Source organism: Amycolatopsis xylanica (assembly GCF_900107045.1).
Classification (GTDB): domain Bacteria; phylum Actinomycetota; class Actinomycetes; order Mycobacteriales; family Pseudonocardiaceae; genus Amycolatopsis; species Amycolatopsis xylanica.
The window spans coordinates 1,063,680-1,083,406 of sequence record NZ_FNON01000001.1 but is presented as its reverse complement, the minus strand read 5'-3'; the positions used below and the strand labels follow the sequence as shown (position 1 = coordinate 1,083,406).

Below are 19,727 nucleotides of genomic sequence, written 5' to 3'. Positions count from 1 at the left end.
GTCATTGTTTTCCCCGAGCAGCCTGAGCATCGGAGGAGTTTTGCGCAGTGACGCGTTGAGATCGACTGGCAGGTGCACTCAATGACGAATTCCGACATTCGAGTGATTGACCTCCCGAATCCGCGCACAGACCGTGAGCAAGCCGTTGACCTTGCCGCCGCCGAAGAGTTCTTACGACTATTCCACTCCGAACAGCGCACCAATCGGCATTCGTTCGATCTGCAAGCCAGAATTGCCGAAGTCGATCGTCAGGTAAAGCAAACTGGTTGCTACCGGCACACAACTGCCGAGCTGGAATTCGGGGCGCGTGTCGCCTGGCGCAACTCGGCCCGCTGCATCGGAAGGCTGTATTGGAACAGCCTGTACGTGCGTGATCGACGTTCGGTTTCCACCACCGACGCGGTCGCCGACGAATGCGTCGGCCATCTCCGCGAGGCCACGCGGGGCGGCAAGCTTCGCTCCACGATCACGGTCTTCGCGCCGGACACGGCGGACGGACCCGGCCCGCGGATCTGGAACGAGCAGCTCATCCGCTACGCCGGCTATCTGCGTACGGACGACTCGGTACTCGGCGATCCCCGCAACCTCGCCTTCACCGAGTTCGTCCGGAGCCTCGGTTGGCGCCCACCGGCCCCGCGCACCCGGTTCGACGTGCTCCCGCTGGTCATCGAATGCCCTCGGGGCCGAATCCGGTGGTATGAACTTCCGGCGGACTCGGTACTCGAGGTGTCCTTGAGCCATCCCGACATGCCGTGGTTCTCCCACCTCGGCCTGCGCTGGCACGCCGTGCCCGCGATCAGCTGCATGCGACTGCTCATCGGCGGGGTGCAGTATCCGATCGCGTTTTCGGGGACCTATATGTCCAGTGAGGTCGGGTGCCGCAACCTCGCCGACGAGAGCCGGTACAACCTGCTCCCCATGCTCGCCGAACGGATGGGCCTGCCCACCGACGACGACCGCACGCTGTGGCGCGACCGGACGATGGTCGAGCTGACGCTGGCGGTGCAGCACTCGTTCACCAGCGCCGGGGTCTCCATCACCGATCACCACACCGAATCCCGCCGTTTCCTCACCCATCTCCGCCGGGAGGAAGCAGCCGGACGAACGTGCCCGGCGGACTGGAGCTGGATCGTCCCGCCGATCTCGGGTAGCCAGACCGCGGTCTTCCACCGGTACTACGACGAACCCGACGACACCACTCAACCCGCGTTCATCACCCCGGACGGTCCGTACCTCTCCTGACCTGGAACGGCCAGCCCGGGATAAAGCGCTTTATCCCGGGCGTCCTACCGGCGAGAGCGGGCCACCAGCTTGCCCAGTTCCCACAACACCAGCAGCACCAACGGAGGCACCATCGCCCAGCCGAACTGAAGCGCGTTCAGCTCCGTGAGGCCGAGCAGCCGCTGGAACGGATCCAGCTGCGTCACGAGCACCGCGACAGCGAACTCGCCGAGCACCGCCCAGTTCATTTGCTTGCTGTCGAACGTTTTCGTCGTCAGGACGGACTCTGTCTCACTGCGGCATTCGAGGCCCGCGACGATCAGGCACAGCGCGAACGTGGTGAACGCGATCGAGTTGGCGACGCGCGGATCGCCGAAACGGGACTCGCCCAGGCGCAGGACCACGAGCAGCATCGCACTGATCACCAGGCCCGCGGCGACGACCGTCACCAACACCCCGTTGCTCACCACGGACGCGCCACGAGGACGCGGGCGGCGCTCCATCAGGCCCGGGCTCTGCCGGTCGAACCCGAGTGCGAAACCGAAGGCGGCGTTGACGATGAAGTGGATCCACAACACCTGCATCGGGTTGAACGGCTCCCCCTCGGCGATGCCGAACAGCGCCGCCCCGAGGAAGGTCAGGACGAACACGGCCAGCAGCACCAGCACGAACCGGATGTACTTGGTGAGGTTGTCGTAGATCTTGCGGCCCTGCTCGACCGCGAACACGATGGTGGCGAAGTTGTCGTCGGACAGCACCATCCGGCCCGCGTTCTTGGCTACCTCCGTGCCGCTGCCCATCGCGATGCCGATGTCGGCCGCCTTGATCGCCGGTGCGTCGTTGACGCCGTCGCCGGTCATCGCGACCACGTCGCCCTTCTTCTTCAGCGTCTCGGCGAGCAGCACCTTGTGCTCGGGCGCGACGCGGCCCAGCACGCCGATCCCGTCGATGCGGGACAGCCGTTCGGGCTCGGGCAGCGCGGCGAAATCGGCGCCGAGCATGGCCTCGCCGGGGATGCCGAGTTGGGTCGCGATCGCAGCGCCGGTGATCACGTCGTCGCCGGTCACCATGCGGACCCGGATGTGCGCCTCGCGCGCGCCGGCCACCGCCTCCGCCGAAGTGTCCCTCGGCGGGTCGACCATGCCCACCAGGCTGGTGATCCGCAGCGCCGTGACGTAGCCGAGCAGGTCGCCGTGCGGGTCGAAACGCTCGGGGCTGATGTCGCGGGTGGCGGCGGCCATCACGCGTTCGCCCCTGCTTTCCATGCGCTCCAGGTGTTCCTGGGCCCTGGCGGACAGCTCCGCGTCCCACGGAATGCTGTACTGACCGGTCAGCGCGGAGTCCGCTTTGGACAGTACCGCCGGCGCCGCGCCCTTGACGAAGCAGCGGACGACCGGGCGCCCCGACTCGTCCTCGGCCTGATGGAAGGTCGCCATCAGCTTGTAGGTCGGATCGAACGGCAGCACGGCCAGCCGGGGCAGCTCCGCGCGGGTGGCGTCGACGTCGATGCCCGCCTTGTGGCCCAGCACGAGCAACGCGCCCTCGGTGGGATCGCCGACGACCTTGCCGTCGACGAGCTTCGCGTCGCTGGCCACCAGGTACGGCAGGATGGCGCCCTCGATCGTCTCCGCGGACCCGGCCACGCGCTGCACGCGGCCCGCCAGGTCGTAGCCACTCCCGGAGATCGTGTAGCGGGTGGCCGGGTCGACGACCTCGACCGCGGTCATCTGGTTCATCGTGAGGGTGCCGGTCTTGTCGGAGTTGATCGCCGAGGTGAATCCCAGCGTCTCCACCGAGGGCAGGTCCTTGACGATCGCGTCGCGCTTGGCCAGGTCGATGCCGCCGCGCGAGAGGATCGTCTGGGTCACGGTCGGCAGCGCCTCCGGAATCGCGGCGATCGCGAGCGAGACCGCGCTGACGAACAGGGCGTCCCATGCCTGTCCCCGGCTGAGCCCGAGCGCGAACATCACGATCATCGTCAGCCCCGCGGCCGCGGCGATCCACAGGGTGAGCCGGTCGAGCTCCCTGGTCATCGGCGACGGCTCCGGCCGCGTGGCCGACAGCATCCCGGAGATCCGGCCCAGTTCGGTGGCGGCGCCGGTCGCGGTGACGACCAGCATGCCGCTGCCGTGGGTGACCGGGGTCTGCATGAACGCCATGTTCACCTGGCTGCCCGGACCAATCGGCTCGGCCGGGAGCGGCTGCGCGCTCTTGGCGGCGGGCACGCTCTCGCCGGTCAGCGCGGATTCGTCGATCTGCAGCGCGTCGGCACGCAGGATGCGCCCGTCGGCGGGCACCTGATCACCCGCCGCGAGGAGCACGATGTCGCCGACGACGAGGTCTTCGGCCGGGACGAGCGCCTCGTCGCCGTCCCGGCGGACCCGGCCGGACGCCTTCATCATCGACTTCAGCGCGTTCATCGCGCTGTCGGCCTTGCCCTGTTGCCGCAGCCCCACGATCGCGTTCACCACGGTCAGCGCCAGCAGCAGGATCGCCGTGGTCCACTGCCCGATCACCAGCGAGACCACCGCGGCGACGACCAGGATGATCTGCATGTAGCTGCGGTATTCCTCGAGGAACAGCAGCCAGCCCGGCCGTGGTTTCTCCTCCGGCAACGCGTTGGGACCGTTGGCACGCAACGAGTCCGCCGCCTGAGCCGCGGAAAGCCCGCGGCCGGGGTCGACACCGAGTGCGGCGGCGACCTCCTCGGCCGGTCGGGCGTACCACGCCATGGCGGGCGCCGGGACGTCGAAACTCCGTGTCATCTCGCCACCTCGTCTCAAGCGCGGGCCGGAGGCTTGTCTTCGGCTTCGAGCTCCACCCAGGCCTTGCCCAGTTCGTCGCGGGCGTCCTCGCTCACAGTCGGGTACCGGGGATCGAGTCGCACCAACGTGTGTGCCAGCACCGCTCCTGCGCTCAGGCGCGCGAACCATTTCCGGTCGGCCGGGATCACGTACCACGGCGCCCAGGGTTTGCTCGTCGCCGACAGCATCTCGGAGAACGCGAGCTGATAGTCCTGCCAGAAACGCCGTTCCCGGATGTCGGCGGCGGAGAACTTCCAGTTCCGGTCGGGCGTGTCGATCCGTTTCAGGAACCGCTCGCGCTGTTCCTCCCACGACAGGTTGAGGAAGAGCTTCACCACGGCGATCCCGTTTTCGGTGAGGTACCGCTCCCAGTCGTTGATCTCGCGGTAGCGCATGGTCCAGAGGTCTTTGTGCCCGGGAAAGCGTTGCCGGTCCAGGTTCTGCGGGTGCACCCGGACCACGAGGACCTCCTCGTAGTGCGAGCGGTTGAAGATCCCGATCTCACCGCGCGCGGGCAGCCGGCACGCGTAGCGCCACAGGTAGTCGTGGTCGAGCTCCTCGGCCGAGGGCACCTTGAAGCTGCTCACCTTCACGCCCTGCGGGTTGACCCCGCTCATCACGTGCCGGATCGTGCCGTCCTTGCCAGCGGCGTCGAGCGCCTGCAGGCACAACAACACCCCTCGGGTCTTCTCGGCGGCCAGCTTGCGCTGGTACTCGGCGAGCAGTTCGACCCCGGTGCGCAGCAGCTCGCGGCCGTCGCGCTTCTTCGTGACCCCGGCTTTGAACGCGGGGTCGAAATCCCTGGCGAGCCGCACCTTCGAGCCCGGATCGACGCGCAGCGGCTGGATGAAGTCCGCTATCCGCTCGGCTCGTTCGTCGTTCATTTCCCCTCCTGCTCAGTGCAAGCGAACCAGGACGAAGTTCTTCATCAGGATCATCACGACGCCGAGCAGCCCGGCCGCGCAGGTCGCCCCGATCAGCGCTGGCCCGCGCAGCCGGGCGGCCCGTGCGGCCGACCACGCGTGGCACACCAGCAGCACCACCGCCGCGGTCAGCCCGGCGTTGGCCGCGGTCATCGGCTCGGCGCCGGCCAGCCGGACGAGCAGCAGGACCGCGAGCGGGCCGTAGGAGGCCGTCACCATCGGCCAGCTGGCCCGCAGCTCGGCGGCGATCTGCGCCCTGCCGGGAACCCTGCCGTCGTGCACGTGCTCGCCGAGCAGTTCCGCGTACTCCTCGGCCGTCCAATAGACCAGGAGCGTGACCACGACCGCGATCGCGAGCGGCACGGTGGGCAGCTGACCGCCGGCCGCGGTCAGGATGGCCGCGGTGACGATCGCCCCGTATATCCCCGCCGCTCGGCGGCGCCCGGCGATCCGCATGCCGCGACGTTAGGAGCGCGGCGGCCTGGCACGCATCACCCGCGACAGGCGAGGAAACGACGCCGCCCGGTAGAGCACGCTGGCAGCCAGGTTTTCCGGATTGGAGGCGGCGATGTCCGAGCAGTACTTACCGAGCACCCCACGAGCGTCCAGCCGGGCCGACGAGGGCTGGCTGGTGTTCGCCGGGCTCATGGTGATCCTCGCCGGGCTGTTCACGGCGGTCATGGGGGTCGTCGCGCTGGTCGCGGACGAGCATTACGTCGTCGGCCCCGAGGGGACCTGGCTCATCGACCTCACCGGCTGGGGCTGGCTTCACCTCGCTGTCGGCCTGTTCGCGGTCGGGATCGGTGTCGCGCTCGGGACGGGAGCGACCTGGGCGCGGGTGGTCGCGGTGCTGCTGGCGTGCTTCAACGCCTTGTCGCATCTGCTTTTCCTGGACACGTCCCCGCTCCGGTCGGCCATCGTCATCGCGCTCGACGTGCTGGTGATCTGGGCGGTCGTGACCCATCCCGCGGAGTACCGGTGACACCGCGCCCCGGCGGCGCCCCGAAACCGGCGCGGGCCAAGCGAAAGGTCCCGGTCAAGCTGATTCTCGCGGCGGCGCTGGCCGCGGTCGGCGTGACGTTCATCCTGCAGAACCGCCAAACCGTCGACATCCGCGTGTTCACCACGACGATCAGCGGACCGCTCTGGGCCGCGCTGGCCGGGGTGTGCGTGATCGGGCTGCTCGTCGGGATCCTGCTCGTCCGGGGCACCACGCGGTGACGGCCGTCCGTTCTCCCGCGGCCCGGCGCGGTTTCGCGTTCACCGCGCTGGCCTGCGGCGTCGCGGCGCCTGTGCTGACGCTCGTCGTGCTGGTGCGCGATCCGCTCGAGCTGATCGCCGCCGTCGTGCTCGTCGGCTGCGCGGTCGCCGCCGCGTGGGCGGCGCTGATCCGGCGCGGATGGCGCCGTATTCCGGCCGCCGTGCTCGCCGTGCTCGCGTTGACAGCCACCGCCGCGCTGCCGGATGTACGCGCCTACCTGTGGTTCGCCGTGGTGGCCATGCTTGTCGTGTTCTCCGCGGGCGCGGCGAGGGCCGCGCTGGGCCAGGCGCCCGTGGGCACCGTCCGCCGGACCGCGCAGGCCCGTCACGGCGTGCTGTTGCTGAACCCGCGCTCCGGCGGCGGCCGGGCCGCCCGGTTCAAGCTGGCGGACAAAGCCCGCGTGGCCGGGATCGTGCCCATCGAGCTGCGGCCGGGCGACGATCTGCGCGCGCTGGCCGAGCAGGCAGTCACGGACGGAGCGGACGTGCTCGGCATGGCGGGTGGCGACGGTTCCCAGGCGGTGGTCGCCGACGTGGCCCGCCGCCACGGCGTGGCGTTCGTCTGTGTCCCGGCGGGCACCCGGAACCACTTCGCGCTCGACCTCGGCCTGGACCGCGACGATGTGCCCGGGTCACTGGCCGCGTTCGGCGACGCCGTGGAACGACGCGTCGACCTCGCCGAACTCAACGGCCGCGTCTTCGTCAACAACGTCTCGCTCGGTGTGTACGCGACCGTCGTCCAGTCGCCCGACTACCGTGACGCCAAGGCGGCGACGGTGGTGCGGCGGCTACCCGACCTCCTCGGTCCCGACTCCCGGCGCCCGGACCTGCGCTTCGCACTGCCCGACGGCACCCGCCGTGAGTCGGCCGATCTCCTGCTCGTCTCCAACGACCCGTACCGCCTCGAGCATCTGAGCGGATTCGGCACCCGCGAGCGTCTCGACGCCGGGGCCCTCGGCATCGTCACGGTGACGGTGAACCGGGCCGCCGACGTCCCCGCGCTGATCTCGGCCGAGGTCGCCGGCCGGCTCTCCCGGTTCCCCGGATACCGGTCGTGGTCGGCGCGGGATTTCGTGGTCGACTCGGAATGTCCCCTCGTCGAGGCGGGCGTCGACGGCGAAGCGGCGCGGCTCGCGCCGCCACTGCGTTTCCGGATCCTGCCGGGCGCGTTGCGGGTCCGCATCCCGCGCCACGCACCCGGCGCGTCCCCCTCGGCCCTGCTCCCACCGGGAACGCCGGCCACGATCGTCGCGCTCTTTCACGTCATCACCGAGGCCCGGCCAGGGCCAACGGCGCCCCGATAGAGGCCCAATTCCTCTATCCGCGAGCACGGCGGATATCGATCATTATCGCTATCGCGAGTCGTTATCCGACCAATGGGCAAAAAAAGGGGCGAGCCTTGACGATTTATCTCGAGCAACCTCGAACGCACGACTTGGTCGACAACTTCATCCAGGTCGCGGGAATAGCGGGCGGAGCGTTCGAAGCGAATTTCAACTACCGTATCCACGACGGGCACGACGAGGTGACCGGCTCCTTCCTGGCCGGTGACGGCGGGGGCGGGCACGGCCAGTTCCAGATCACCGTCGATGTCGGCGGCGCGAGTTTCAAGCTGGACCGGTTGTCCGTGGAGTTGTTCCACACCTCCGGGAATGACGGTTCGGAGCTGGACAAGGTGATCGTGCCGGTCGTCTTCGGCCCGATGATCGTTCCGGGCTACCGCGCCTACCTCGAGCACGTGGTGGTGCCCGGTGAGACGCTGTCGGGCATCTCGGCCAAGTACTACGGCAATGCCACTCTTTACCACCGCTTGGTCGCGGCGAACCCCGACACGATCACCGATCCGAACCTCATCCACCCGGGTGACCTCATCCGCGTGCCCCAAGGCGACTGACAGGTGATAGCTGGAAACCCCCTTCGATCAGCCGGAGGGGGTTTCCGCATATGTCGGCTCATTGACGCTTGAGGAATGCCCAAAGGAGCTTCAGGGGTTTGATGAACTTGCCGAGGACCGTGGTGGCGACGGCACTGCAGATCCAGTGGGAGGTGCAGCCCTTGTAAAGGCTCTCCCAGGTGGTCGACGGGCCGTAGTTCCAGCGGGCCTTGAAGACGTCGAGCTTGTAGTAGATCGAGTTGTCACGGGTGCTCTTCACCGAGATGACGCCGTCGTAGCAGTCGCCAGGGTCATTCACGCTGCGCACCCAGCCGTGCATACTGCACTCCATGTAGGAGCCGTTGGGCTCGGCCTGCGCGGCCGGGGCGACGGCGCCGAAGAGCGAGGCGATCATGGCCAGCAGCAGCGCCGGGACGAGACGACGAGCTTTCGAATAGTTCTTCATGTCCGGATTGTGATCATGCCAATGCCCAGGCGCCGCCCAGATCCCGCCCAGGCGGTATCCCCAGGTTTCGGGATACCGCGCACGTTCCGCTCCCGCGACGCTGCGATACATGGGTGCGGCAGGGACGACAGTGCTGGTGTGCGATCCGGGCGCGGATGGGCTCGCGCTGATCGCCGAGCGGGTGCGCGCGGCGCCGGGCGCGCGGGTACTGGTGGTCGCGCCGCGGTGTGACGACGAGTCCGTGCTCGCGGCGCTGCGGGCGGGCGCGCACGGCTACCTGCTCGACACCGCGGATCGCGACGACGTGGCGCGGGCCGTCCGTGCGGTGGACGCGGGCGGGCTGGTGCTCGCGCCGCCGATCGCCGACCGGCTCGCGAACCTGCTTTCGGCGCCGGAGTCGTTCGACGAGCTGACGGCCCGGCAGCGCGCCGTGCTCGATCTGCTGGCCGCCGGCATGGACAACGCCGTGATCGCGCGGCAGCTGCGGCTGGCGCCGAAGACGGTGCGCAACCATCTCAGCGCGATCTTCGCGCGCTACCGCTTCACCAGCCGCGCTGACGCGATCACACGGGCGCGCGCGGCCGGTTTCGGGCGGGACAAGCCGCAGGTCGCCTGAGGCGCTGCCCGATCGGGCAGCTTGGGACAATTCGCGTTGCGGCGCTGGGAAACGAGCGGCCAGACTTGACCTCGTGACTCGATCGGGGGACCGCCTCGCGCGGGAGTTCGCCGCCTCCGCCCGGCAAGGGGCGAGCGCGGTGGAGACGGCCGAGCTGATCTCGCGGGCACTCGCGCCGGTGGTGGCGCACGACGCCGTGCGGCTGGCGGGCAGCAACCCGGCCCCCGGCTGGGACATGGGCTCGTTCGGGTTCTGGCACGGCTACGAGCCCGCGCTCGTGGTGGAACTGCAGAACCGCTATTTCCTCGGCGACGACCCATGGGCGGTCGACGCGATCGCCCGGCGGCCGGTGCCGGTCGCCATGCTCGGCGTCGGCGATCACGGCGCCCAGCGACTGCTCGCCGAGCACGGCGTCGGCTGTGAACTGAGGCTGGTGCTGCGGGACGGGCGCGGGGTGTGGGGCGTGCTGACACTGGCACGTGAGCTCGGCGGCCGTCCGTTCGACGCGGTGGACGCCCGCCGCGTGCTGGACTTGACGCCGGAGCTGATCGCGGCGCTGCGCGGGTACGTCATGGCCGTCCCGCTGCAGTCCGGAGCACCCGCGCTGCCGCCGGGTGTGGTGATCATGGGACCCGACAACCGCGTCAAGACGGCGACCCCGCAGGCTTACCGCTGGAAGGAACAGCTGAGCCGCGAGCGCGGGGTTCCAGCCTGGATGGGCGAGCTGTTCTTCGCCGGGCTGGCGATGCGCGCCCGCGACCCCCACGCGGTGCCGAGCACCGTCTACGGGCCCTCGGTGACCTACGGGCGGTGGACCGGTTTCCACGCGGAACTCCTCCCCGAAACGGGCGAAGTCGCGATGGTCATCGAGGCGGCGTCCGGCAAGCAGCTGCTACCGGTGTTCTGCGACTGGTACGGCATCACCGCCCGCGAACGCCAGGTGCTCACCGAGGTGCTCGACGGCGCGCCGCCGAAGCGGATCGCGGGCAGGCTGGGCGTCTCGCCTTACACGGTCAACGACCATCTCAAGGCCATCTTCCGCAAGACCGGCGCCGGCGGGCGGGACGAGCTGGTCACCGCGGTCACCGGCTGAACCGGGTCGTGAGTGTTGTGTCCGGTTACTGCTCGGAAGGCCAAATGTGGCGTGATCGCCGCTTGCTGGGTGAGGGTCTTCCTCGCCCAATCCGACGTGGATGAAGGCTCACGGACATGCCCTGCTGTGCCGTTTCGCTCCGAAGCGCACTCAACTCGGCCCTGCAGACTGGGGGTCGTGAGTGTTTAGGCCGGTTAGAACCGGCCGGAACGCTCACGACCCCCGGCCCCCACAAGTCAAGCAAGTTGACTGAGGGGGATTTGAGGCGTTGAACGACCCATTTCCCCCTCAGTCAACTTGCTTGACCTTGCCCGCAGGTGGCTAGCCGCGGCGAACGGAAGGATCTGGCCGCACAACGTCCAGATTCGTCCACTCACGACCAGCTACGGCGCGGCGTTCATGAGGTCGAGCGCGCTCTGCTGGCGGGCCGCGTCGATCGCGTCGATGGCGGCGTACCAGTGCAGGCCGTACTGATCGAGCGCGTTGCGGTCGACCGAGTAGGCCCGGTCGGCCTGGCGTTTCAGGTACGCCGTGTACGGATGGTCCGCCAAGGCGGCGTTCAGCGCCGCCAGTCCCCGCACGTCCGCGCCTTTGAACGACGGCCCGTCGGCGCCGCAGTCACCGCCTTCGCACGGGTCGCGAAGGATGCCGTCGCTCGTGTTCAAAGCGGAGGCCGTGACGTTCGCATCGCCGAGTTTGCGGGCTGTGGCGAGCAGGGCGCTTTCCCGGGTGGCGCGATGCAGCTCGGTGAGCGCGTGGATCAGGACGCCTTGGTTGTAGGACCAGACGGCGCTGCCGTTGTTGCGGCAGGTACCGAGGTCGACACCGTCGTTGACCAGCGAGGATCCGTTGACCATGCCGGTGCCCTGGAACCAGGTCCAACCGGCCTTCGCGCGTCCTAAGTAGACGGTGTCGCCGCCGATGCGGTTGTGCAGCGCGGCGTTGAGCTCGATGTAGAGAGAGTTGGCGATGGCGTTCTTGTAGGTGCGCGCGGTGCTCCACCAGACCCCGCCGCCGCAGGTGCCGTCCCAGTAGGCGGCCATGTGGTCGGCGTCGGCGCGGGCGGTGGTCAGGTAGCGGCGGTCGCCGGTGACGTCGTAGGCGGCGATCCAGGCCAGGCCCCACCAGCCGGTGTCGTCGATGTACTCGTTGCGGAACTGGCCGAACGCCTTGCCGAGGTTGAGGTCGTAGGTGCGCGCGATGGCGTAGCGGTAGCTGCCGAGGCCGGTGACCTGCATGTTCCGGATCAGCGCGGTGAGCGCGTTGGCCGAGTTCCACCAGCCGGTGGTGTCGAACAGGCCGGTTCCCTTGTTGTAGAACATCATCTGCGCGGTGGCCGCGGCCGTCCGCCGGTCCCCCGCGTTCCAGGTGCTGCGCGCCCACGCGGTGCACGCGATCTCGACGCGATCGCCCGCCTTGCCGCAGGCGCGCAGCGCACCGACGCCCTGGTTGTTCCAGTCGTCATTGTTGTACATCCCGGTCCGCCAGCCGGTGGCGCCCGCCGGGATCTTGGTGCTGCCCAGCCGTGAGCCGGACGCCCAGCTCCGGCCGCCGTCGAACGAGCGGTCCAGCCAGATCTCGTCACCGGGGCTGCCGTGGTCGATCGTCGCCCAGCCCATGGCGTCGGCGTCGTCGAAATGCAGTGCGATCGCCCGGGAGAACAGCGTCACCGACACCGGCCTGCGATCACCGGGCGAGGTCGCCGGATCCGCGCCGTCACACCGCTTGTTGCAGATGGCGGCAAGTTCGGCGGGTGGCGACGGGGTCGTGGTGGTCTCGTCCGCGTGCGCGGTGGACGTCGTGGACAGGAGTATCGCCAGAACCGCCAGCAGAACCTTCACCGATGACCCCCTTGAAGTGAAATCAGCGTGTGTCCGCGACTGGCGCAGTGTCAATACGAATGCCGATATTGGTCCAGACAAACGTGGACAAAATCAGCGGTTTAAGCTCTCTCCCTCGGTGAGGGAGGAACCGTGGAACCTGGCGACCCCGAAGACCTGCTGGCCCGCGTCGGCGAGGTCTGCAGGCTTTACTGGGCCAAACGCGATCACCCGGACATCGACGCGCGCGAGGAGCTCGCGGACGGGCTCCACTACGTCCGAGTGTCCTATGTGGACGCGAAACTCACCAGGCACGTGTTCATGGGCGCCCACGAGGGCACCCTCGATCTCGCCACCGTCGACGCGTTCACCAGGCTTTTCGACGAACACCCCGAAGCCCGCGTCCGCGAATTGGTCTATCTGGGTGAACCACCCGCACCGGAGGTCGAGGACGCCGCCGCCCGGTCGTATCTCGCCGTCCGGTCGTTCCGCGAGTACCAGGACCTGCTGTGGAACTCCACCGGCTACCTCGCCGCCCAGACCGGCAGGCTGACGCAGGACGGCGCGTATCCGCTGCACCAGCACGTGGACAAACGCTGGGCATTGCTCGGCCAGGAGCCGGGCGAAGTCACCGCCGCCAAGCAGATCCTGAGCTGGCTGGACACCGACGGCCCGCGGTTCGTGCTGGTACTGGGCGATTTCGGCACCGGCAAGACGTTCCTCGTCCGCGTGCTGGCCCAGGTGCTGGCAAAGCACGACGACCTGGTCCCAGTGCTCGTGACCATGCGCGACCTGGAAAAAGGACGCACCCTCGACGAGCTGCTCGGCCAGCACCTGGCCCGGCATCGCCCCGACGACTCCTTCCACGCGAACTCGTTCCGCTACCTGTTGCGCGAAGGCCGGATCGTCCTCCTCTTCGACGGCTTCGACGAACTCGCCCAGCGCCCCACCTACGACCGCGTCAAACAGCACTTCGACACCCTGCGCCAAGCCGCCGACGGCTCCGCGAAGATCGTCGTCACCAGCAGGCACCAGCATTTCGCCACCGACAGCGAGGTGCTCAACGAACTCGGCCGCGACGCACGCGCCCTGCCCGGCGCCCGCATCATGCGCCTGGTCCCCCTCGACCCGCAGCAACGCCGCGACCTCGTCGGCAAGACCCTCGACGACGCCGCGGCCGCCGACTTCCTCCGCGACCTCGAAGCCGTGCCCAACCTGCCCGAGCTGGCCGCCAACCCGCGCATGCTCACGTTCATGATGGCGCGCCGCGACAGCATCACCCGCCTGGTCAAGGCGGGTGCCAGCTTCGAGCCGATGACGGCGGGCAGGCTGTACGGGATCCTGCTCGCGGATTGGCTCGCGCACGAGGTGACCAGGCAAAGCGCGCCGGGCGCCGCCGACCCGCTGACCGCCTATACCCGCCACACCGCCGTGCGGGCACTCGCGGTCCTGATGTGGCGGTCCGGCCGGGACAGCATTCCCCTGTCCGAACTCGGCGAGTTCGCCGAGGGCATCGCCGAGCTGAGCACGTGGCAGACCCAGCCGGGCGAAGCCGCGCACGCCATCGGGTCCAGCACGGTGCTCGTCCGCACCGACACCGGTGAGTTCGCCTTCATCCACCGATCGGTGCTGGAGTGGTTCGTGGCGGACGCGATCCGCGACGACCTCATCGTGGGCCGCACCTGCTTGCTGCTGGGGGAAACCGCCCTGAGCCCACTGGTGGCCGACTTCCTGTGCGACCTCGCCGGCACCGAACGGATCGCGGGCTGGGCACGCGCGACAGTCGAGTGGGACGGCGACGCGACCGGGCCGAAGGCCACGACGAACGCGGCGCTGTTGTTGCGCCGCACCAATCAGGCCGTGCAGGTCGACTACACCGGGCAGGATCTGCGGGGCGCGGATTTGTCCCAGGAGGACCTTACGCATGCGAGGCTGGCCAATGCGTTGCTGGAAGGCGCAGTCCTGTCCGGCATCATGACGGGCGCCGACCTCAGCGGAGCGCAGCTGGTCAACGCGCGACTGGCGGGCGCGGACCTGACCGGCGCCGATCTGACCGGCGCGGATCTGACCGGCGCGTGGCTCGCGGGTGCGAATCTCACGGGCGCGAAGCTCGACGGCGCGAAGCTGGATCGAGCTGTCCTCCTCGGCGCCGTCGTGGATGAGAGCGAGTTGGCCGGCGCCAGCACTTTCGGCGCGGCGCTGCCGGGCGCGACCCTGACACCCGAGGTCAGCGGTCGTTCGCAGATCAGCGCACTCGCGACGTTCGGAGACATCCTCGTGACGGGCCACCGTGATGGTGCGGTGCGGTTGTGGGAGGCGGCCACCGGTAGACAGGTGCGCACACTCATGGGCGGCACGAGACCGATCGACGCTGTGGCCGTGCCCTTGGACGGTTCGTGGGTGGCCGCGGCGAGCACCAGTGGCTCGGTCCGGATCTGGCGCCCGGAGACCGGCGAGTTGCTGTGCCGCCTGCCTTCCCAGGCCGCTGCGATCTCGGTGCTGGCGGCCGAGCCGAGTGGCCGGTGGTTGGCGACGGCCGGTCGACGGGATCCTGTCAGGTTCTGGGATCCCCGCACCGGCACCCACGAGGCCGAGATTCGCGGCTCGACCGGTCAGGTCGAGGCGATGGCGGTGTCCGCGGATGGTGCCAAGCTGGTGTTGTCCTGTCGCCACGCCGCCACTGAGGTCTGGCATCTCGGTACCCAGTGGTTCGAGCTGGTGCACACTCTGCCACGCGACGGCAAGAACGTGAGGGCCTTGGCGATTGCTCCCCAGGGCGACTGGGTGGCCACCGGTCACGCCGACGGCACCGTCCAGGTGTGGGACCTCTCTGTCCCGAGCGCACGGCAGCTGACCTCGTTCAGTGGGCGGAGGCTCACGACCGCTGTCGAGGCATTGACCACCAGCGCCGATGGGCGGTATCTGGCTGCCACCGGCGGAGGCGAGATCCGGCTCCTGTTCCCGCGCACCGGCAGTGTCGGGCAGGTCATTCGCACCTCGCTGAAGAATTCTCCCGCGGTGACCGCCGCGGCCGACGGCTCCTGGCTCGCCTTGGTATCTAGCGACGGCACCCTGCAACGATGGGATCCCGAGACAGCGGAATCGCTGCCTGGTATCCAGGACGGCGTAGTGCCGGTCGATGGACTCGCGATCACCACTGAGCCCCCGTTGCTCACGATCGGCACCAGGGACACGATTCTGCAGTTCGACGCGAACGACGGCTACTGCGTTGAACAGATGATCGGCATGGCGGTCACCTTCGCGGGGGACATGCAAAGGCGGTTGGCTTTCGCCGTCGAGGACACGCAAGGCGTGGCGGTTCAGGTCGGATATCACCTGGGGGAAGTCCTCGACAGCGCAGGTCGGTACCGCGCCAGGAAGCCGGTGCTCGCAGTGGCGCCGGACGGGAACTCGGCGGCTGTCGCCGATTCCACCCACAGGGTCCTGCTGCGCCGTCTGCCCACAAGCGAGCATCTCCGGACTCTGCAAAGGCATGAGAAAAGAGTGTGCGCCTTGGTCTTCGATCCCGCCGGGCGCTGGCTCGCTTCCGCCGGTATCGACGGCGTGATCCACTCGCGCGACCCTGGCACCGGCGATGAACTCTGGACGCTCGCGGCCGGCGTTGGCCCCTTATACGCACTGGCGGTGGCCCCGGACGGTACTTGGCTGGCTTCCGCGGGTACAAGCGAGATCATTCGGATCCATGACCCCGCGAGCGGCAGTGAACTACTCCGGCTGAACCACAGCGGCGGGAGAGTGTTCGCGCTGGCGGCGGCACCGGATGGCTCCTGGCTTGCTTCGGCAAGTGCGGACGGGTGCATCCGCCTCTGGCGCACTAAGGGTTCACAGCCGCCCCTCCGGGTCATGCGTGGCAGCCCCAGTGCGGTACGGGCTTTGGCGGCGGACCCCGATGGCCGCTGGCTCGCCGCCGCGAGCGACGACGGCGCCGTGCGGCTGTGGGATCCCCGAACCGGCGCTCTGCTGAAGCTGTTCGTAGGTAACCACGGTGGCTGGATTGCCGCGCTCCCCGAAGCCACGGGCTACCTCTACGAAGGTGATCCAGCCGGGTTCTGGTGGACGACGGGGCTATGCCGGTTCGATCCCGCGGAACTCGAGGACCTGCCGATGGAAGCCCGAGCGCTGGCCAGGCTGCCGTGAACGAGCCGAGCGCCAAATGGCGTCCGGACGCCCCCGCGCGTGCGGCTCTGCGCTGGGCCGAAGCGGCCGGTCTCGCCTGGACCAAGTCCGGCGAGCGGCCGCACGTGGGCTCGCGTGAGTTGCTGGTCGGGATTCTCCTCGCGGATCTGCACGAGAGTCCCGCACGGGTGTTCCTCCACCATTTCGGCATTCCCGTCGGCGCGCTGCTCTCCCCCATGCCGCGACCGCTGGACCCGGCCGAGCTACTGACGCTGGTCGACCGCGTGCCGGAGAACCCACCGGTCGCCGACGCGCTCAAGGACGCGACAGCCACCCTCGCGGGCCCGGGCAAGCTGATCTCGGTGCGTGAGCTTTTCGGCGCGCTGCTCAGGGCGAGCGATGAGTTCGGGGTCCGGCTGGCGCAGTTGCTGGCGGCCAGGGGCGTCGACCTGTGGGAGGTGATCACGGCCTACCGCGAGCACCTCGCCAGCCGGATCCCGCTGGCCGAGCTGCTGCGCGAACGGTTTCCCGGTGCGGGCGCCCGGGTGCGGCTGCCGGCGTATCTGCCGGATCAGCCGCGCCGGGACACGGCGGATCTGGTCGGGGTGACCGAGGAGATCAACGCCTTCGCCAACCTCATCGCGTCGCGGCAGCTGGTGCCGCCGCTGGCGATCGGGTTGTTCGGGGATTGGGGGTCCGGGAAGAGCTACTTCTTGCGGGGGCTGCGGGACCGTGTCGGCACGATCGCGCGGGACGCGGCCGAGGACACGTTCCTGCGGCATGTCGTGCAGGTCGAGTTCAACGCGTGGCAGTACGTCGGGGGTGATCTGTGGGCGAGCCTCCTGGAACATCTGTTCCGTAATCTGCGGCGTTCCGGTGACGACAGCGATGATCTGCTCGGGCAGCGGCAACAGTTCTGGGTCGGCAAGATCCGCGACGCCGAGACCGAGCACGGTATGGCCGTAGAAGACCGGGCTGCCCTCAAGAAGGAACTCGAAGCAGCGCAACGTACCGTCGCGCTGAAAGAACAGGAGCAGCGAGACGCGCTCGCCGGACTGGCGAGAGCGCGCGAGAAAAACCCTTTCGCGGCCTGGAAACCGTCCGCTGAGCTTCGCGAGAAGATCTCCGAAGCCGCGGCGAAGGCCGGAATCGACGTGGTGGGTGAGCGGGCCGAAGAACTCGCCGCGGAGCTGGGGAACGCGCGGAAAGCGTTGGGGGCGGCCGGAACCGTACTGGCGCCGTTGCGCACCGGCGGGTGGCGGTATGCGGGCGCGGTCGGCGCGTTGCTCGTGCTTCCGGTGATCGTGGGTTTCGCGGTGCGGCACGCGGACGCGCTCGCCGGGGTCGCGGCGACCATCAGCTCCGTGCTGGCCTCGGTCATCGGGTATCTCAAGCTCGGCACCGGCGCCGTGACCAGCGCGACGAGCAAGATCGCCCAAGCGCAGACGGAACTCGCGCAGGCCGAGGCGGAGCAACGCGAGCGGTTCGAGCAGGAGATCAAGGAAGCGGAAACCACACTGACCGAAGCACAGTCCGCATTGGACAGTGCCACCTGTCAGGAACAAGAGCTGGCAAGCAAGGTCGTCGGGCTGAAGGCCGAGCTCGCCGCGATGACTCCGCGCCGGGTGCTCAGTGACTTCATCACCGACCGGCTCGCGAGTGAGGATTACCGCAGTCATCTCGGTGTGCCCGCGCTGGTACGCCGAGACCTGGAGCGGCTGTCCCGGCTCGTCGCCGCGCATCGGGACAACCCGGCAGGCGAGCCGGTGCCGGAGGACTACGCGATCGACCGGATCGTCCTCTACATCGACGATCTTGACCGCTGCCCGCCCGAGCTGGTGGTGAAGGTGCTCGAAGCGGTGCACCTGCTGCTCGCGTTCCCGCTGTTCGTGGTGGTGGTCGCGGTCGACTCGCGCTGGCTCACCAGCTCGCTCGAGAAACACTACGCGCAGCTCGGCGGGGATGGCGCGTCCCCGGACGCCTATCTGGAGAAGATCTTCCAGGTCCCGTTCTGGGTACGGCCGCTCGGCGCCGGCACGCGGCAGGACATGCTGCGTGCGCTGCTCGCGCCGAGCCTCGCCGCCGAGCCGCGGGTGAGCGATGCGGAACCCGAGCAGGGAGCCGAGCTGCAGCCTGCCGACTTCGCGGTTTTCGCCCAGCGGGTGGCTTCGCTGTCCGGTGCGCGCCGGGACGAGACCTCGGGGTTGACGGCGACCGGGCTCACCTTGACCGCTCGGGAGCTCAAGGGGGTCGAGGACGCCGCCGGGCTGCTCGGCGACACGCCCCGCGCGATCAAGCGCTTCGTCAACACCTACCTGCTCGTGAAGTCCATGAGCGTCGCACGCGGCTGGTCGATCCCCGATGACCGGCAGCTCGCGGTGCTGATCGCGCTGGTCACCTGGCACCCGGGTGTCGTCGAAGACCTGCTGTCCCGGATCACGCCCGAGGACGGAACGCTCGGCAAAGCACTGGCGGACCGGCCGATTCCGGTGCTGGAGCGCTGGATCGCCGAGAAGCCGGACCGTGCCGAGCTCGATCTGGCCCCGTTCCGGGACTGGATCGAGCTCGTGGCCCGGTTCCGGTTCTCCCGCTAGCCGATCTTGTCCAGTTCGGCGAGCGCGTCGGCCGCGAGTTCGAGTCCGGCGCCCGCGACGTTCTCCCGCAGGTGCTCGACCGACGACGTGCCGGGGATGAGCATCATGTTCGGCGAGCGGTGCAGCAGCCAGGCGAGCGCGACCGACATCGGGGTCGCCTCGAGGCGGTCCGCGACGGCGTGCAGCGCGTCGGACTGCAGGGGGCTGAAGCCGCCCAGCGGGAAGTACGGGACGAACGCGATGTCCTGGCTCGCGGTGAGGTCGACGAGCGCGTCGTCGTCGCGGCGGGCGACGTTGTACATGTTCTGCACGCAGACGACCGGGGCGATCGACTGGGCTTCGGCGAGCTGGTCGGCGTTGACCGTGCTGAGGCCGAGGTGGCGGATGAGGCCTTGCTGCCGCAGCTCGGCGAGTGCCTCGAACTGCGCGGCGAGCGAGCCGGGCTCGGGGGTGTCGAAGCCGCCGACGCGGAGGTTGACCACGGCCATCTGGTCGAGGCCGAGGCGGCGCAGGTTGTCGTGGACCTGGGCGCGCAGCTCGTCGGGGGTACGGGCGTGCGGCCAGCCGCCCTGCTCGTCGCGTCGGGCGCCGACCTTGGTGACGATGTGCACGTCGTCGGGGTACGGGGCGAGCGCCTCGCGGATGATCTCGTTGGTGACGTGCGGGCCGTAGAAGTCGGCGGTGTCGATGTGGTTGACGCCGAGTTCGACGGCGGTGCGCAGCACGGCGATCGCCGCGTCGCGGTCCTTCGGCGGGCCGAACACGCCGGGTCCGGCCAGCTGCATCGCGCCGTAGCCGACACGGGTGAGTTCGAGATCGCCCATGCGGTAGGTGCCGCCGGGCAGGTCGTGGGATGACATCGGTTCCTTCCAGCTCGCGGCCTGGGTGCCGCGAGCACCCTCTCACGATGCACTGGCGCC

General features: G+C 69.0%; 15 protein-coding genes. 9 read left to right on the top strand and 6 right to left on the bottom strand.

Annotation, left to right across the window (positions count from 1 at the left end):
• The first annotated feature begins 81 nt into the window (after positions 1-81).
• Positions 82-1,242, top strand: coding sequence for a nitric oxide synthase oxygenase (locus BLV57_RS04750; protein ID WP_091286990.1), 1,161 nt, complete (start codon positions 82-84; stop codon positions 1,240-1,242).
• 44 nt (positions 1,243-1,286) lie between these two features.
• Here the strand turns inward: BLV57_RS04750 and BLV57_RS04745 are convergent, their stop codons facing one another.
• Genes BLV57_RS04745 through BLV57_RS04735 form a run of 3 tightly spaced genes read right to left on the bottom strand, consistent with a single transcriptional unit; the run spans position 1,287 to position 5,404 of the window.
• Positions 1,287-3,986, bottom strand: a complete 2,700-nt coding sequence (locus BLV57_RS04745) for a cation-translocating P-type ATPase (protein WP_091286987.1) — start codon at positions 3,984-3,986, stop codon at positions 1,287-1,289.
• A gap of 14 nt (positions 3,987-4,000) precedes the next feature.
• Positions 4,001-4,909 carry a polyphosphate kinase 2 family protein gene (locus BLV57_RS04740; RefSeq protein WP_091286984.1) on the bottom strand — a complete coding sequence of 303 codons (909 nt, stop codon included), beginning with the start codon at positions 4,907-4,909 and terminating at the stop codon, positions 4,001-4,003.
• Between the two features lie 12 nt (positions 4,910-4,921).
• A complete protein-coding gene (locus BLV57_RS04735) occupies positions 4,922-5,404 on the bottom strand; it encodes a hypothetical protein (RefSeq protein WP_091286981.1) in 483 nt (160 codons plus the stop codon).
• Between the two features lie 112 nt (positions 5,405-5,516).
• Here BLV57_RS04735 and BLV57_RS04730 point away from each other — a divergent pair, with 112 nt between their 5' ends.
• From BLV57_RS04730 to BLV57_RS04715, 4 genes are all read left to right on the top strand, one after another.
• Positions 5,517-5,930: a DUF7144 family membrane protein gene (locus tag BLV57_RS04730; protein ID WP_245757150.1), complete on the top strand. Its 414-nt coding sequence runs from the start codon at positions 5,517-5,519 to the stop codon at positions 5,928-5,930.
• The gene (locus BLV57_RS04725) at positions 5,927-6,169 is read left to right on the top strand and encodes a LapA family protein (protein ID WP_091286978.1); all 243 of its coding nucleotides are present in this window, start codon (positions 5,927-5,929) and stop codon (positions 6,167-6,169) included. Before BLV57_RS04730 ends, BLV57_RS04725 begins: the two co-directional genes overlap by 4 nt.
• Entirely contained in the window at positions 6,166-7,512 is a 1,347-nt protein-coding gene (locus BLV57_RS04720; protein WP_091286975.1) for a diacylglycerol/lipid kinase family protein, read from the top strand. Before BLV57_RS04725 ends, BLV57_RS04720 begins: the two co-directional genes overlap by 4 nt.
• Positions 7,513-7,607: 95 nt before the next feature.
• Positions 7,608-8,102 (top strand): LysM peptidoglycan-binding domain-containing protein, encoded by a 495-nt coding sequence (locus BLV57_RS04715; protein WP_091286973.1) that lies wholly within the window; start codon positions 7,608-7,610, stop codon positions 8,100-8,102.
• Between the two features lie 58 nt (positions 8,103-8,160).
• Here the strand turns inward: BLV57_RS04715 and BLV57_RS04710 are convergent, their stop codons facing one another.
• A complete protein-coding gene (locus BLV57_RS04710) occupies positions 8,161-8,547 on the bottom strand; it encodes a hypothetical protein (protein WP_091286970.1) in 387 nt (128 codons plus the stop codon).
• Between the two features lie 109 nt (positions 8,548-8,656).
• Between BLV57_RS04710 and BLV57_RS04705 the strand changes: the two genes are divergently transcribed.
• Both BLV57_RS04705 and BLV57_RS04700 read left to right on the top strand, forming a co-directional pair.
• Complete coding sequence (locus tag BLV57_RS04705; protein WP_091286968.1) at positions 8,657-9,163, top strand: LuxR C-terminal-related transcriptional regulator; 507 nt, start codon at positions 8,657-8,659, stop codon at positions 9,161-9,163.
• 73 nt (positions 9,164-9,236) lie between these two features.
• Positions 9,237-10,256, top strand: coding sequence for a helix-turn-helix transcriptional regulator (locus BLV57_RS04700; RefSeq protein WP_091286966.1), 1,020 nt, complete (start codon positions 9,237-9,239; stop codon positions 10,254-10,256).
• Positions 10,257-10,639: 383 nt separating this feature from the next.
• On the opposite strand, the gene BLV57_RS04695 is transcribed toward BLV57_RS04700, so the two are convergent.
• Positions 10,640-12,076 (bottom strand): glycoside hydrolase family 76 protein, encoded by a 1,437-nt coding sequence (locus BLV57_RS04695; protein WP_425425960.1) that lies wholly within the window; start codon positions 12,074-12,076, stop codon positions 10,640-10,642.
• A gap of 153 nt (positions 12,077-12,229) precedes the next feature.
• On the opposite strand from BLV57_RS04695, the gene BLV57_RS04690 reads away from it, so the two are divergent.
• Positions 12,230-16,234, top strand: coding sequence for an NACHT and WD40 repeat domain-containing protein (locus BLV57_RS04690; RefSeq protein WP_091286963.1), 4,005 nt, complete (start codon positions 12,230-12,232; stop codon positions 16,232-16,234).
• The gene (locus tag BLV57_RS04685) at positions 16,231-18,807 is read left to right on the top strand and encodes a P-loop NTPase fold protein (RefSeq protein WP_176968492.1); all 2,577 of its coding nucleotides are present in this window, start codon (positions 16,231-16,233) and stop codon (positions 18,805-18,807) included. Before BLV57_RS04690 ends, BLV57_RS04685 begins: the two co-directional genes overlap by 4 nt.
• On the opposite strand, the gene BLV57_RS04680 is transcribed toward BLV57_RS04685, so the two are convergent.
• Positions 18,804-19,667, bottom strand: a complete 864-nt coding sequence (locus BLV57_RS04680) for an oxidoreductase (protein ID WP_091286959.1) — start codon at positions 19,665-19,667, stop codon at positions 18,804-18,806. The two genes, BLV57_RS04685 and BLV57_RS04680, sit on opposite strands and share 4 nt — an antisense overlap.
• Between the last annotated feature and the right edge of the window lie 60 nt (positions 19,668-19,727).

Coding starts and splice junctions, on each gene's coding strand:
- BLV57_RS04745 (WP_091286987.1), bottom strand. CDS start 3,986: ATGACACGGAGTTTCGACGTCCCGGCGCCCGCCATGGCGTGGTACGCC.
- BLV57_RS04730 (WP_245757150.1), top strand. CDS start 5,517: ATGTCCGAGCAGTACTTACCGAGCACCCCACGAGCGTCCAGCCGGGCC.
- BLV57_RS04750 (WP_091286990.1), top strand. CDS start 82: ATGACGAATTCCGACATTCGAGTGATTGACCTCCCGAATCCGCGCACA.
- BLV57_RS04740 (WP_091286984.1), bottom strand. CDS start 4,909: ATGAACGACGAACGAGCCGAGCGGATAGCGGACTTCATCCAGCCGCTG.
- BLV57_RS04705 (WP_091286968.1), top strand. CDS start 8,657: ATGGGTGCGGCAGGGACGACAGTGCTGGTGTGCGATCCGGGCGCGGAT.
- BLV57_RS04710 (WP_091286970.1), bottom strand. CDS start 8,547: ATGAAGAACTATTCGAAAGCTCGTCGTCTCGTCCCGGCGCTGCTGCTG.
- BLV57_RS04735 (WP_091286981.1), bottom strand. CDS start 5,404: ATGCGGATCGCCGGGCGCCGCCGAGCGGCGGGGATATACGGGGCGATC.
- BLV57_RS04680 (WP_091286959.1), bottom strand. CDS start 19,667: ATGTCATCCCACGACCTGCCCGGCGGCACCTACCGCATGGGCGATCTC.